The organism is Arcobacter sp. F2176 (genome assembly GCF_004116465.1).
Lineage (GTDB): Bacteria > Campylobacterota > Campylobacteria > Campylobacterales > Arcobacteraceae > Arcobacter > Arcobacter siniprincipis.
Genome location: NZ_PDJV01000001.1, coordinates 282,317 through 296,772 on the forward strand (window position 1 = coordinate 282,317; position 14,456 = coordinate 296,772).

Here is a 14,456-nt window from a genome sequence, read left to right on the forward strand (position 1 = left end):
TTAGTCTTAATATAATTAATATAATAACACAATGATTATTAAAATAATAATAAATTTCAATTATTATTTAATAATTAAAGTAATATCTCACGATTACCTTTTGCATTAACTTCTGATAAGACACCTGTCATTTCAAGTTGTTCTACAATTGTAGCTGCTCTGTTGTAACCAATTCTTAGTTTTCTTTGTATATATGAAATAGAAGTTTTTTTATCTGTTAATACAACTTGTTTTGCATCTTCATAAAGTTCATCTAAAGATGACATATCACCACTTGAAATTGCAGTTCCATTTCCATCTTTATCTTTTACAAAGTTCATATCATATTCAACTTCTCTTTGTGATTTTAAGAAATCAACAACTTTTTCTATTTCATCTTCTTTTGACCATGGAGCATGAAGTCTTACAAGCCCTGAACTTCCAGGAGGAGTAAATAACATATCTCCTCGTCCTAGTAAAGACTCTGCACCCATTGCATCAAGTATGATTTTAGAATCTACTTTTTGCCCTACTTTGTATGAAATCCTACTTGGTAGGTTTGCTTTAATTAAACCCGTTACAACATCTACAGATGGTCTTTGGGTTGCAACAATCAAGTGAATTCCACTAGCTCTTGCCATTTGTGCAAGTCTTGCAATAGAAAGCTCAACATCTTTTCCACTTGTCATCATAAGGTCAGCTAACTCATCAATAATAACTACAATATATGGTAAAGGATCAAATATTTCTTTTTTTGATTTTTCATTATAGTTTTCGATATTTTTAGTTTTTGTTTGAGACATTAATGTATATCGTCTTTCCATCTCTAAAACCATATTAGATAAAGCGGTAATTGCCTCTTTTGGTTTTGTTATAACAGGAGTTAATAAATGAGGAATATCATTATAAATAGAAAACTCTAACATTTTTGGATCTATCATAATTAATTTCAAGTTATCAGGTGAATTTTTATATAAAAGTGAAAGAATCATTGCATTTAATCCAACTGATTTTCCAGAACCTGTAGTTCCAGCAATAAGTAAATGAGGAAGTTTCTTTAAATCTGTAATAAAAGGTTTACCAACTATATCTTTCCCTAAAATCATAGTTAAGGGAGAAGTTGCTTTATTAAATATTTCGCTATCCAATAACTCTTTTAAATAAATTACATGCATGTTTTCATTTGGAACTTCTATTCCAATTACATCTTTTCCAGGAATTGGAGCTTGGATTCTTATAGTTTCAGCTTTAAGAGCCATTGCTAAATCATCTTGAAGATTTAATACTTTTGATACTTTTACATGGGGTGCAGGTTTAAACTCAAAAGTTGTAACCACAGGACCGGTATAAGTTCTAACGACATCACCCTCAATTTTGAACATCAAAAGTTTTTCTAATAAATCAGCAATTTTTCTATCAATTATCTCTTCATTAATTTTTGAAGTTGAAATTTTAGGAGGTGTTTGAAAGAAGTTACTACTTGGAAGTTTAAAGTCCTTTGGTTTTTCTGATTCTCCAACTTCTATTTCATCTTGTAATTTTTTATTTTCTTCTAATTCATCAACCATTATAGAGTGTTTTTCTTCTATATTCTCATTAACTTGTGGTTCTGTTATATTTTCAACATTATCATTTTTAGATTTTTTATCTTCTTTATTATCTTCTTCAATAATTAAAATTTCAGCTGTATCACCTACTTCTTTAACTGTTATTTTTTTTCTTCTTTTTTCTCTTCTAGAATCATTAGTTTTGGGTTGAAATAAGACTACATCTTTTTTTATATTTGAAGCTATTTTTTGTACATTGACTGTTTTAATCTCTTTTCCATCTATAAATATTAAAAATGTAATCAAAAAGCCTATTAGAACTAATAGCCATAAACCTGCAAAACCAATAAAAGGGAATAATACATCAATAATCCCATCACCGATTAAACCTGAGAGTCTATCTGCTTTTGTGAAAACTAAAGATTGAAAAATAAGTGCAGATAAAAGAAAAATAAATATTCCAAAATACTTCAAGTATTCTTTTGTTGGTTCATGTTTAAAATTAATTTTATATATAGGATATAAAATCAAGAATAAATAAACATAAGATAAATAACCAAAATATAGATGAGAATATGAAGCGAAAATAGAGCCTACTTTTCCAACAGTAACCTTATCAGATACAATTGTTGCATACTCAAAATATACTATTAAAAATAGTGATATTAAAGATAATATTTTCTTAACTATTTGAGACCCTTTATTATAATAATTTAGAAATTTTAGCTTGTACTTTAAGCCAAGTTTTATGTTCAAACAAAGGGAACCCTGCCCATTGTTTTTTTGGTTCTTTTATACTTTTTGTAACTCCACCACGAGCAGCAATTGTAGTAAAAGGTGCAACTTCTAAATGTCCTGCCGTTGCACTTTGTCCACCCATAATAACATATTCATTTAATGTTGTTGTTCCTGATAACCCAACTTGTCCTGTTAATATACATCCAACTCCCAGTTTACAGTTATGAGCAATATGTACTAAATTATCAATTCTTACCCCATCACTTATAATTGTTGATTTAAAAGCAGCTCTATCAATAGAAGTATTTGCACCAATTTCAACATCATTTCCAATTTCAACATTACCATTTTGATAAATTTTTATATATTTACCTTTACTTTGGGCAAAACCAAAACCATCACTACCTATTACAGTTCCTGCGTGGACTATACAATCATTGCCTATATTACAATCTCTATATACAGAAACATTTGGATAAATAATAGTATTATTTCCAATAGTAACATTATCTCCAATATAAGCACCAGTCATAATAGTACAACCTATACCAATACTAGAGCCTTTACCTAAATATACATTTGGCATTATTGTAGTATTTTCACCTACAATACAATCTTTCCCATCACTTTCTACAACTTTAGGTGCAAATAGTTTTGAAGCAAGAGCTAGCTTAACATAAGGTTCATCACATACAAGAGCAACAGTATTTGTAGGAACTCTTGAGATAAAATCTTTTTTAACTAAAACAGCTGCTGCTGTAGTTTTTTCTAAATCATTTGCATATTTATTATTTTCTAAAAATGTTAGTTCTTCTGAAGTTGAATCAAGTAATGTATTTAATCCACTTATCTCTATGTCGCTGTCGCATTTTATATCTAATGCTACTGCTATATCTTTTAATTTCAAATCATTATCCTTTATTCAAAAAACGAAAAGAGAAAACTCTTATCGTTCCATTGCAACTACACCACTTTTAACTATTTCTATTGGGTTGTAGTTTTTGATAACTTTTACAAAGTTTGCAATTCTGCTTGGTTCATCTGTTGCAGAGATAATAATACAATCTTGAGTTACATTTTGAATTGAACCATTATAAGCACGAGCGAGTACATCTACATCACTTAAATTTTGATCAACTGGTATTTTTACAAGAACTGTCTCTTTTTCTACAACATCAAAATGCTCATTTACTCTTAAAACAGGAATTAATTTATTCAATTGCTTAACAATTTGGTCAATCACTCTTCTATCACCTGTTGTCACAATTGTCATTCTTGAGTATTCTGAATCACTAATAGGGGCAACGGTTAAAGAGTCAATATTATATCCTCTTGCAGAAAAAAGACCTGCGATTCTAGATAAAACATTATTTTCATTTAAAACAATTACAGAGATAACTTTTCTTGCATTTTCTGAATCATAGTAGTGATTAAAATTATTCATTGTTATCTCCTAAAAGCATCATTTCATTTAGTGCATGTCCATTTGGAACCATTGGTAAAACCTCTTCATTTCTATCAACTATAACTTCTATCATTGCAACTACTTTTTTCTTCATTGCATCTTTTAATGCTTCATCAAACTCTTTTTTAGTAGTAACTCTATACCCTATTCCACCAAAAGCTTCAACAAGTTTTACGAAATCAGGTTGTGCACTTAAATCAGTTTCAGATAATCTATTTTCATAAAACATTGTTTGCCATTGTCTTACCATTCCAAGATAATTATTATTTAAAATAATATTAATAACTGGAAGTTTTTGTTCAACACAAGTCATAAGTTCTTGAATATTCATCAAAATAGAACCATCACCTGTAAAATTTATAGAAACTTTATCAGGTCTTGCTTTTGCAACACCCATAGCACCTGGTAATCCAAATCCCATAGTTCCTAATCCACCTGAAGTATTCCATTGTCTAGGATAAGAGAATGGATAAAATTGAGCTGACCACATTTGATGTTGTCCAACATCAGTTGAGATAATTGCTCTATCTCCAACAAGTTCACCAACTCTTACTATTGGCCATTGTGGTTTAATTTTTACATCAGAGTCTTTAAATGCTAAGGGATGTTGAACTCTATAATCTTGTAATAGGGCTACCCAATTAGTATAATCATTAAATTCGAATTCCCCTATTGAATCAATCATTCCTTGAACAGTAACTTTTAAATCTCCAACTATTGGAAAGTTTGTATGTACAAGTTTTGCAATAGAAGCTGGATCAATGTCCACATGAATAACTTTTGCTTTTTTAGCAAATTCATCAAGTCTTCCAGTAACTCTATCGTCAAATCTTGCACCTAAAGAAATAAGCAAATCTGTTTCATGTGCTGCCATATTAGCTGCATATTCTCCATGCATTCCTAACATACCAAGTAGTAATGGATTTGTATGTCCCATAACTCCTCTTGCCATAAGAGTTTCAACAGCAGGGATATTTAGTTTTTCTGCTAATTCCCTTATCTCATATGCACAATTTGATAAAATGGCTCCACCACCAATATAAAGCAATGGTTTTTTAGCTTTTGCAATAGCTTGCATTGCTCTTTTTAGTTGCTTTTTATTGTAATTAACTGTTGGTTTATAAGTTGGTAAATTAACCTCTGCTGGATATAAGAAGTCCCCAACTTCAGCTGTAATATCTTTTGGAATATCAACATGAACTGGCCCTGGCCTTCCAGTACTAGCTATATGAAATGCTTCTTTAATAATTCTTGGTAAATCTTCAAGTTTATTAACTAAATAGTTATGTTTAGTACAAGGTCTAGAGATTCCAACTGCGTCAATTTCTTGAAAACCATCAGTACCAATGATTGTTGTTGGTACTTGTCCTGTAATTACAACTAAAGGAATAGAATCCATATAAGCATCAGCTAATCCTGTAACTGCATTTGTAAACCCAGGTCCAGAAGTAACTATAGAAACACCTACTTTTCCTGTTGCTTTTGCATATCCTTCAGCTGCGTGAATAGCTGCCTGTTCATGTCTAGTCAATATATGTTCAAAATGTGTTTGTTTGTAAATTTCATCGTAGACATTCATAATAGCGCCGCCAGGGTAACCGAATACAACTTCTACCCCTTCATTTTTTAATGATTCTGTTACCATTTTTGCGCCTGTCATTTTCATTATAATTTTCTCCGTTGTAAAATAGGTATTTATTCTACAAAAATTTAGTTTAATACATCTTTAAAGCGCACTTTCTAGCACTTTTGTATTTAATGGCAAATTTATTATTTTTCTAATATAATTTACAATAATCTAAGGAGTCTAAAAGTGGATGTAAATAATCTTACTAATGTAAGTAATGTTGGCGTAAACAATATACCTAAACAATATGTTGATAAAGCACGGTTTAATGGTTCAGTTAATGCAGTTGATAATGAAGATGCATTAAAAGTCTCTATCCATGAAGTTTACAATAAAAAAAGAGATGAATTATCTCATTCACTTAGAAATTTAAATGAAGGTATCGCAATTACTCAAATTTCTATGAACTCCCTCTCAAAACAACAAGACAACTTAAAAAATATCGGAAATGCTTTAGTAAAACTAGATAGTAGTGGAGATTATGAAAATAAAAGATTTGAAACAGCAGAAGAGATTTCAAATCAATTAAATAGTTATAATCAAGAAGCAGAAAAAGCAAGATTTAATAAAAAACTACTTTTAGATGACCAATATGGTGATGAAATAATAAATGTAGTTACAGCAGAAAAAGATTTTAAGATAACTGGCGTAAATACAAAAGAAATATCTCAAACACTAGTTAATAGTTTGCAGTCTAATTCTTTATCTTCAAGTGAAGATGTAAATAGTGCCTTGGAAAATCTAGATACAGCATTAAGTAAAAGTGAAGCATTTACAGAAAATTTTTCAAAAATGAATAATGAGATGAAACAAGTGGCAAGAGGGACATTAAATGAACAAATAAATTTACTAAAAGAAAATAGTAAATTAAAAGATTTGAGTTTTGGCTCTGATTTTAATAATTTTTCAAAAACAAATATAATGAGCCAATTAGGAAATTTAGCAGCATCACAAGCACATATTATTCAAGAACAAACTTCAAAATTAATTGGATAATTTTAAAGCATGATCTATTGCTACACCTTCTCTTAAACCATCGTCAAAAACTATTGACTTGTCTTTATTCAAAATAGTATAAAACAGTTTAAAAATAAATACTCCAGACTCAATAAAATCGATTCTTCCACCACCTACTAAATCAAATATTTCTTCTTTTGATAATGTTCTAAATTTATATAAAAAATTTTCTATTTCTTCAAGTGATAATTGGGTTCCATTTATAAGATTTCTATCATAATTATTAAAATTAAGTCCCAATTTTACTGCAGCAATAGTTGTAGGTGTTCCAGCAGTTGCCACAAAATTAAACTTATCTAAGTTGATATTTAAACTTTTTATAAAAAGAGAAATCTCTTTTTTTCTTCCATCTAATTCTATTAATAATTTATTTTGATTATTTTTATACTTTTGAGATAAAGTTACAATTCCAATATCAAAACTTTTTGCAAAGTATTCGTTCCCATTATTAACAATTAACTCTGTAGAACCACCACCAATATCAATTAAAGCAAAATGTTCAGACTCTTTTTTTTCTCTTTTTAAAGCATATTTAACAGCTAGAAGAGTCAATCTTGCTTCTTCATCACCATTTATTATTTTAAATTCAAGACCACATTCATCTTTAAATCTTTTTAATACTTCTTTAGAATTATCTGCTATTCGCATAGCTGCAGTTGTTACACAAATTGCATCTTTTGGATTAAATTTTAGCTTTTCAATCGATCTTTTAACAGCTGCTATTACTCTATTTTGAGCTTCAATTGAAATTTTTCTAGTATCAATCAATCCATCAGCCATACCTACAACTTCTTGATATTCATCTATGATTTTATGATTTAAACCATCATAAAGTAAGGTTCTAAAAGAATTAGAACCCAAATCTACGGATACAATATTTCTCATTAAGGATGTGGAATTTTAATTTTTGAATTAAGTAAATAACCTATAATAATCATAGATATTAAAACTATAGTTTCAGGTAAAATTCCTGTTAACCAAATAAGATACACAACAAAAAGTAAAATAGCACCAAGGGGTGTAGGAATACCTGTAAAATATTTTTCTACTTGACCTTCTTGTGCATCGATATTAAATTTTATCAATCTTCTAAGTCCTGAAATAATGTAATATATAAAAGTAAATAATACAAGTATTGTATTTAACTCTAATTCTTTACCATCAATTATCGCAAAATAAATAAACATACTAGGCACAATAACAAAAGATAAAAAATCAGCATAAGAATCTAACTGTATTCCAAACTCTGTTGATAAGTTATATTTTCTTGCGATTTTTCCATCAACGATATCAAATGCTCCTGCAATCCAAGCAAAAAGCGCCGCACCAAAAAACTGTCCATGTGTTATAAAATATATTGCTAATATACCAGCACCTATATTAAAAAATGTAGCTAAATTAGCTAGATTAAAATGATTATATTTATTAAATAAAAAACCCAAAATTTTCCTTTATATTGTATATTGGTTTCTACCATTTTGTTTAGACTTATATAACTTTTCATCAGCAAGTTTATACAATCTATTTGTAGATATATTTGAACCTGGTTCATAAATAACAGCTCCAATAGATACTGTTACATATTTATTTGCTTTACTCTCTTTGTGTTCAATTTTTAAAAACTCAACTAGTTTTAAAATTGCACTTAAACAATTTTCTAAAATTTCTTTGTCAACATCAAATAATATAGCACCAAACTCTTCTCCACCTAACCTAAAAACATACTCATACTCTTTGTTAAAGTATTTTTTCAATTCATTTGCAACAGCTTTTAGGGTTTTATCTCCCATATCATGACCATAAGTATCATTATACTGTTTGAAAAAATCAATATCAAACATTATAAAAGCAGTTTGCCATTTATTTGAATTTGATACAACTGGAATACTATCAAATATTGTATCAAAATATCCTCTATTATATAACAATGTCATTGAATCTGTTATAGATTCTATTTTATATTTTTTGTTCAATATTGTTAGATGGTTATCTTTTTTTATAATACTATATGTTAAATAAATAAAAATAGCAAAAGAGAAAATAACTAAAGCAATGATATTATAAAAAAGTAGTTTTTTCATATTCTCATATCTATTTAAAAACTCTTTTCTTTGTTTTCTAGCATTATTTATTTCATATTCAATTAAAAAATTTATTTTTTGAATCATAATTGTATATTTCATGTTATTCTTATCCATAAATGAAACTTTTATATCTTCATCTATAGAATCAACAACTTTTCTCTCTTGTATAGTTTTATAAGCTTTAAAATATGCATTCCAATTTGATTGAATTATTCTTTGACTTTTTTTGATTGAACAAAGTTTTTCTCTATTTTGAAGACAGATAATCATATCTTTGTAACTTGAAGATATGTTTTGAAGATTTGTAACAGGAATAAAGTTGCCAAAATATATTTTATCTATTTGTTTTTTTAGGTTTTCAATTTGTGAGTTGAATATAAAACTAGCCATTACGAGCATCATTATTATAGTTATTAACAATAATACCAATTTAAAACTAACTGAGTCAAAAATACGTTTTTTCATTATTTCTATTATATTAAAATAATTATTAAACCAAGTAAAAATTATATTTGCTATTTATTAGAAAATTTAGATAAAATTAAGAATATCCTTCGAAAGGACACATTATGGAAATAAATAGCAATCTTGGGGCAATGAAAGTAGAAGAACTTAAACTTAATGATTCTGCTAAAAATATTGCAAATCCAAGAACTAATGCAAAGTCAAGCAATGAAGAAGTTACACAAGAAGTTACTCCTGATTTAATAAAATCTATTACAGAACAAATACCTATTCCTATAGCATATCAAGCAAATGCTACTAGTATAAAAGTGCAAAATGAGATTTTTGCATCAATAATAAATATAAAAGCATAAAATAATGGATAAGATAAAAGTAGTTTGTTCTTTTTGTAATAGTGTAAATTCTATTCCCAAAAAAGATAGTTATAAAGTAGCTAATTGTGGTAAATGCAAAGAATCACTTCTAAATACAAAACCACTTGATTTAAATGACTCAAACTTTGATTTACAAATTGTAAATTCTGATATTCCTGTAGTTGTAGATTTTTGGGCACCTTGGTGTGGACCTTGTAAAATGTTTGCACCAACATTTGAAGAAGTTAGTAGTAAATACCCTTTAAAAGCAAAGTTTGCAAAAGTAAATACAGAAGTTGAACAAAAATTAGGCTCTAAGTATCAAATACGCTCAATTCCTACTTTAATTATTTATAAAGCAGGAAAAGAGATGGAAAGAGTATCAGGAGCATTGGATTCTGCAAGATTAAATATGTTGATTAATAAATATATTTAATCTAATAACTCTTTATCAAAAAAAGTTGAAGTTTGGATGTTTTTAAATGCTGCTTTCATAGAAACAAACATTTGAGGATTTTCTTCTTCCATTTTTTCTAATAACTCTTTTGTTGCAGCTCTTGCATGTGGCATTTTAATATCAAATCGCATTGCAGGACAAGCTTCATCACCTATTACACTTATTTCATTTGTTGTTGCAAAAGCTCTTAATTGTCTCTCTCTACAAAAAATAAGAGGTCTTATTACTTCTAGTCCATTCTCAGCTTTATATCTAGGAGGCATAGATCTCAAAGCTCCATTATATAAGAAATTCATAAAAAATGATTCCATTGCATCATCTAAGTGATGTCCTAAAGCCAATTTATTATATCCTTGTTCTTGTGCAGTTGAGTATAAATACCCTCTTCTCATTCTTGAGAAAAATGAACAAAAAGAAGAGTTTTTTCTTATTTTTTCTTTTGATAATTCAAAAATTTCTGTATCAATAATCTCATGTTCTATTCCATGCTTGGCACAATGTTTTGACAAGAATTCAACTTGTTCTCCCATACCATAAGTTACAGTAACTGCTTTAAATTCAAAATCAAATGGTGTAACTCTTTTTATATGATTTAATGCATGAATTAATGTAGTAGAGTCTTTTCCACCTGAAAATCCAACTAAAACTCTATCACCTTCTTTTATTAAACCATACTCCGCATTTGTTCGTCCAACTACACTTGAAATTTTTTTACTTAATTCAATCAATTTTTTTTATCCTAAACTTTTTTCGCGATTATATCATAATTTATATTTATTTATATATTTAATATTCATCGATAAAATATATAAAAATTAACTACAATTTTAGAAAAAGTTACTATAATTTGAATATAATTTAAAATAAAGATAAAAAATGACAACAGAAGAAATAAGCCAATTTAGACAAAAAATAAGTGAAACAATCATGCCTCTTGCTGCAAATATGAAAGATGTCGATATAAAAGAGTTAATAGAACATATTGAAAAAGAAAATCCCGAACTTCCTGAAGGCTTTGGAAATATGCTTTATGAGCAAGTTCTTATATTAAAATATAAAAAATAAATTTATTTTTTATATTTTAACCTTCAATATCCTAAATACAAATATCAAATTTCTTCGTGAAATTCTTTTTTATTTGTATTTTCTACAACTTTCTCTGCTATTTTATTTACTTCATTAGCTACATGATTAGCCTCAGATGCAACAACTGCATTTTGTTGAGTTACTTGATCTAATTTGTTAATCGTACTATTAATTTGTTCCATCGCACTAAATTGTTCTTTTGAAGCATTCGAAACTTCTGAAATAAGAGATAAGGTATTATGAATATTTTTATTTAATCTTTCATATCCATTTATCATATCAGTTGATATTTTTTTACCTTCATTTGTTTTTTCTGTTGCATTTTCAACCAACTCTTTTATTTCATGTGCTGCTTCAGCACTTCTTGAAGCTAGATTTCTAACCTCTTGCGCAACTACAGCAAAGCCTTTCCCAGCTTCACCAGCAGTTGCTGCTTCAACTGCTGCATTAAGACTTAAAATATTTGTTTGAAATGCTATTTGATCAATTATTGTAATTGCTTCTGCTATTGATTGAGTTTGTTCATTTATTTTATCCATAGAAGAAGCTGTTCTTGAAGCTAACTCTTCGCCTTGTGTTACTGAATTGGAAACTTCATTTGCATAAGTGTTCATTTGTACTATATTATTTGAACTATTTTTCATATTTGATGTTATCTCTTCAATTGCAGCAGCAGATTCTTCTAATGATGCAGCTTGGTTATTTGCTGAAATAGTTAAGCTATCTACACCTTTTGACAATTTATGTGCATTTGTTGATAAATCTACTCCCATCTTTTTATTTTCAATTAACATAGTCGTTATTGCAAGCCCTAAATTATTTATATCATCACAAAGTGCTTTTAAATCACCTTCCATATGAGTTGTATCTATTTTAGCTCTATAATCATAATTTGTATAAGAAGATAATACATTCATTGCATTTTGAATATTCTCTTTTACTACAAAAAGCATTTGGTTAATAACTTCTTTCAATTCATGTAAAGTAGGATTTGGAGTATCTCCACTAATAGATACATCTAAAATACCTTTTTTTGCCTCATTTGCACAATGAATTGCACTATCAACTAATACTCTATCTTTTTCAATAGTAATTTTTGTTTTTGTAATACTATTATTTATAATCTTAGCCATAGTTCCTAACTCATCAGAAGAATTTAATTGAATCTCTTTTGCATCACTTTTTTCTTGATTTAAATATTGGAAAAAATCTAATAATCCATCTTGAAATATAACAAGAGGCTTTTTAATTGAATTAGTAACTCCAATAATAATAAAAAATAATAAACTTATAACCACAGCAACAAGTGTATATAGAGTATATCTAGTCTTTTCTATCTTCTTTAAAGCCAATTCATAACTTAAATTATTTTGTTTATATGCAAATTCATTGATACTATTTAAATCTTTAGAAATTTTAGTAAAAGGAATATCACTCTCTAAAATTTTATCTAAGTAAATATTCATAACATCATTCATTGCATCAGTAATTTGTCCATTATAATCTTTTAAATTAACATCAATATCTTTAATTAATTTTTTTATTTTTTCATCATGTACAACTGATTTTAATAGTTTTTTATAATCTTCATCAACTACTGTTCTAATATCATTTAGTTTTTTTATTTCTGCATTGATTTCTGGTTCATCATATGCACCAGTTACATAATTAAAAACTTTGTATAAAATTCCATTATATAACTCAATATCAGCCAAAAACTTACTACTTGTTTGATAAAGTTCAAACTTCACTTCAACTATTTCTTTTAATGTATTTTTATTTGAAGTTAAAGAGTTATTTGCAAATATTGCTAATGTTAATAAAAATAGTAAAGCAATACTTGGTGCAATTAGAACTTTAGAACCAATTTTTAGATTTTTTAGTCCAAACATAAAAATTTCCTTCTTATTTTTTGATTAATATTCTTCTCTCAAATAAAGCATCCATATCATCATGAATAATTGAATCTTTATCTAAGAAAATTAATTTATCTTTATTTAGTTGATTGACATTTTTCAATCCCATTACTGCAAGTAAACTTTTCATACTTTTTAAAATATTTTTATGATAGTTTTTAACATTACTAGCATGTTTTTTTACAAAATAATGCTTTCTTTTTTTAATGTCTTGTGTTGCTAATCCAACAGGACATTGATGTTCTCCAGCACCTGAACAATATCTTGCACGAATACACCCTGCACTCATCATAAAGCCTCGGGCAATTTGTACAAAATCAGCACCTAAACAAAGTGTAATTATTACATCATCCGGAGTCAAGATTTTACCACTTGCTGATAATTTAACTTTGTCTCTAACTTCATAATCTTTTAAAACTTTATCTACTAAGTATAAAGCATCTCTAATATCCATACCAATTCTTTCCATCATATCTAATGGTGCAGTAGCACTACCTCCACTTCCACCATCAATAGAGATATAATCAGGATAAGGTAAACCTAACTCTTCTCTTCTTTTTATCTCTTTTGCAATTGGAACTATATTGTCATAATCAGAAATAACTATTTTTATTCCTACTGGTTTTTTTGATGCTTCTTGTAGTTCACCTATAAAATCAAATAACTCTTCAGTAGTATTAGCATAAGGAAATCTATTAGGAGAAAAAGCATCTTTGTGTGCTTCAATATTCCTATAATAAGCAATTGAAGGAGTTACTTTTTCAGCGATTAATTTACCACCTGTTTGTTTAGCACCTTGAGCAATTTTTATCTCAGTCATTTTACAAAAACTCATTTGTTTTTTATAACGCTCTTTATCAAACTTTCCATCTCTTGATCTAACACCATATAAACCTGAACTTATTTGTAAAATAATATCTGGCATATCTTCAGGTACTTCATTTGGGAAAGCTTCAATAGGTGCCTCCCAATTAGGTCTAAAAAAACACTCTTTATCTTTATTAAAAACATAAGTATCTGCTTCTAAGTCCTTTTTAAATAGACCTCTTCTATAAAAATCAATAGCTACTGGTTCATTGAATAAGATTTTCGATAATCTAAAAATCTTATGCTGTAAAGCATTACCAGTAACTTCTTTCATATACTTTGTATCATAATTATAATGTGTTACGAAAAAGTTTGAAGTCAATCCACCCTCACCTGAATTTATTGGAAAATCACCATCTTTTGCTCCATAAACAAAAGCTCTAGTCCCCTCAGGAGAAATAGACCCATCACTCATCGGCCCACGACCTAAAATCGAATTTGCCACAAAGGGTTTTTCTCTATTTTCACCAAATGTAACTGAAAACTCATTATCAATTTCATCTTCATTTAATACAATGTTCGTGTGTCTTAACATAAATTTTGGTTTAGGTAATGGCTGAGAAGGTGAAAAAGATGCAAAATTGACTTTATCCCTTGAAGCACTATATACCCAATCTAGTTTATCCATTGATTCATAAAATTTTTCATCACCAAAATATTGTCTAAAAGGTTCTCTAAACTCTTGGAAAACAAATCTCAAACGGCCAACAATTGGATAATTAACTAAAATTTGATGTGTTCTTTGAACATATTTATCATGGACATACCACATAAATATACCTAAACCAAAAACTACTAATACTATAAACCAAGTTTCCATATATAATTCCTATTATATTTTTTAGGGCTTTAACA

General features: G+C 28.1%; 14 protein-coding genes. 4 read left to right on the forward strand and 10 right to left on the reverse strand.

Translation table 11 applies throughout. The features are described from left to right. Window positions 1-74: 74 nt before the first annotated feature. The 4 genes from CRU95_RS01260 to CRU95_RS01275 are packed head-to-tail and all read right to left on the reverse strand — an operon-like array spanning window position 75 to window position 5,395. Entirely contained in the window at window positions 75-2,276 is a 2,202-nt protein-coding gene (locus tag CRU95_RS01260; RefSeq protein WP_375153680.1) for a DNA translocase FtsK 4TM domain-containing protein, read from the reverse strand. Next, window positions 2,230-3,171 (reverse strand): UDP-3-O-(3-hydroxymyristoyl)glucosamine N-acyltransferase, encoded by a 942-nt coding sequence (gene lpxD / locus CRU95_RS01265; RefSeq protein WP_129099335.1) that lies wholly within the window; start codon window positions 3,169-3,171, stop codon window positions 2,230-2,232. The genes CRU95_RS01260 and lpxD overlap by 47 nt, the downstream gene beginning before the upstream one ends. Window positions 3,172-3,210: 39 nt before the next feature. Then, entirely contained in the window at window positions 3,211-3,708 is a 498-nt protein-coding gene (ilvN, locus tag CRU95_RS01270) for an acetolactate synthase small subunit (protein WP_013135582.1), read from the reverse strand. Then, window positions 3,701-5,395, reverse strand: a complete 1,695-nt coding sequence (locus CRU95_RS01275) for an acetolactate synthase large subunit (RefSeq protein WP_129099336.1) — start codon at window positions 5,393-5,395, stop codon at window positions 3,701-3,703. Before CRU95_RS01275 ends, ilvN begins: the two co-directional genes overlap by 8 nt. A 147-nt stretch (window positions 5,396-5,542) precedes the next feature. Between CRU95_RS01275 and CRU95_RS01280 the strand changes: the two genes are divergently transcribed. Then, window positions 5,543-6,352 carry a hypothetical protein gene (locus tag CRU95_RS01280; RefSeq protein WP_129099337.1) on the forward strand — a complete coding sequence of 270 codons (810 nt, stop codon included), beginning with the start codon at window positions 5,543-5,545 and terminating at the stop codon, window positions 6,350-6,352. Here CRU95_RS01280 and CRU95_RS01285 read toward each other — a convergent pair. Genes CRU95_RS01285 through CRU95_RS01295 form a run of 3 tightly spaced genes read right to left on the reverse strand, consistent with a single transcriptional unit; the run spans window position 6,341 to window position 8,847 of the window. Continuing rightward, complete coding sequence (locus tag CRU95_RS01285; protein WP_129099338.1) at window positions 6,341-7,258, reverse strand: exopolyphosphatase; 918 nt, start codon at window positions 7,256-7,258, stop codon at window positions 6,341-6,343. The genes CRU95_RS01280 and CRU95_RS01285 overlap by 12 nt on opposite strands. Next, on the reverse strand, window positions 7,258-7,815 hold the full coding sequence (locus tag CRU95_RS01290; RefSeq protein ID WP_129099339.1) for a phosphatidylcholine/phosphatidylserine synthase: 558 nt from the start codon (window positions 7,813-7,815) through the stop codon (window positions 7,258-7,260). Before CRU95_RS01290 ends, CRU95_RS01285 begins: the two co-directional genes overlap by 1 nt. 9 nt (window positions 7,816-7,824) lie before the next feature. Beyond that, on the reverse strand, window positions 7,825-8,847 hold the full coding sequence (locus CRU95_RS01295; RefSeq protein WP_258238584.1) for a GGDEF domain-containing protein: 1,023 nt from the start codon (window positions 8,845-8,847) through the stop codon (window positions 7,825-7,827). 179 nt (window positions 8,848-9,026) lie between these two features. On the opposite strand from CRU95_RS01295, the gene CRU95_RS01300 reads away from it, so the two are divergent. Further along, a complete protein-coding gene (locus tag CRU95_RS01300; protein ID WP_129099341.1) occupies window positions 9,027-9,275 on the forward strand; it encodes a hypothetical protein in 249 nt (82 codons plus the stop codon). Between the two features lie 4 nt (window positions 9,276-9,279). Continuing rightward, window positions 9,280-9,711 (forward strand): thioredoxin TrxC, encoded by a 432-nt coding sequence (gene trxC / locus CRU95_RS01305; RefSeq protein ID WP_258238585.1) that lies wholly within the window; start codon window positions 9,280-9,282, stop codon window positions 9,709-9,711. Here trxC and CRU95_RS01310 read toward each other — a convergent pair. Beyond that, the gene (locus CRU95_RS01310) at window positions 9,708-10,460 is read right to left on the reverse strand and encodes an ATP-binding protein (RefSeq protein ID WP_129099342.1); all 753 of its coding nucleotides are present in this window, start codon (window positions 10,458-10,460) and stop codon (window positions 9,708-9,710) included. The two genes, trxC and CRU95_RS01310, sit on opposite strands and share 4 nt — an antisense overlap. A 148-nt stretch (window positions 10,461-10,608) precedes the next feature. Here CRU95_RS01310 and CRU95_RS01315 point away from each other — a divergent pair, with 148 nt between their 5' ends. Beyond that, on the forward strand, window positions 10,609-10,797 hold the full coding sequence (locus CRU95_RS01315; protein WP_129099343.1) for a hypothetical protein: 189 nt from the start codon (window positions 10,609-10,611) through the stop codon (window positions 10,795-10,797). Between the two features lie 44 nt (window positions 10,798-10,841). Here the strand turns inward: CRU95_RS01315 and CRU95_RS01320 are convergent, their stop codons facing one another. Then, entirely contained in the window at window positions 10,842-12,710 is a 1,869-nt protein-coding gene (locus CRU95_RS01320; RefSeq protein ID WP_129099344.1) for a methyl-accepting chemotaxis protein, read from the reverse strand. Between the two features lie 13 nt (window positions 12,711-12,723). Then, entirely contained in the window at window positions 12,724-14,421 is a 1,698-nt protein-coding gene (locus tag CRU95_RS01325) for an FMN-binding glutamate synthase family protein (RefSeq protein WP_129099345.1), read from the reverse strand. Between the last annotated feature and the right edge of the window lie 35 nt (window positions 14,422-14,456).

Excerpts from the sequence above, each read along its gene's own strand:
- CRU95_RS01325 (WP_129099345.1), bottom strand. The coding sequence starts at position 14,421 with ATGGAAACTTGGTTTATAGTATTAGTAGTTTTTGGTTTAGGTATATTT.
- CRU95_RS01315 (WP_129099343.1), top strand. The coding sequence starts at position 10,609 with ATGACAACAGAAGAAATAAGCCAATTTAGACAAAAAATAAGTGAAACA.
- CRU95_RS01295 (WP_258238584.1), bottom strand. The coding sequence starts at position 8,847 with ATGGCTAGTTTTATATTCAACTCACAAATTGAAAACCTAAAAAAACAA.
- CRU95_RS01285 (WP_129099338.1), bottom strand. The coding sequence starts at position 7,258 with ATGAGAAATATTGTATCCGTAGATTTGGGTTCTAATTCTTTTAGAACC.
- CRU95_RS01300 (WP_129099341.1), top strand. The coding sequence starts at position 9,027 with ATGGAAATAAATAGCAATCTTGGGGCAATGAAAGTAGAAGAACTTAAA.
- CRU95_RS01275 (WP_129099336.1), bottom strand. The coding sequence starts at position 5,395 with ATGAAAATGACAGGCGCAAAAATGGTAACAGAATCATTAAAAAATGAA.
- ilvN (WP_013135582.1), bottom strand. The coding sequence starts at position 3,708 with ATGAATAATTTTAATCACTACTATGATTCAGAAAATGCAAGAAAAGTT.
- trxC (WP_258238585.1), top strand. The coding sequence starts at position 9,280 with ATGGATAAGATAAAAGTAGTTTGTTCTTTTTGTAATAGTGTAAATTCT.
- CRU95_RS01320 (WP_129099344.1), bottom strand. The coding sequence starts at position 12,710 with ATGTTTGGACTAAAAAATCTAAAAATTGGTTCTAAAGTTCTAATTGCA.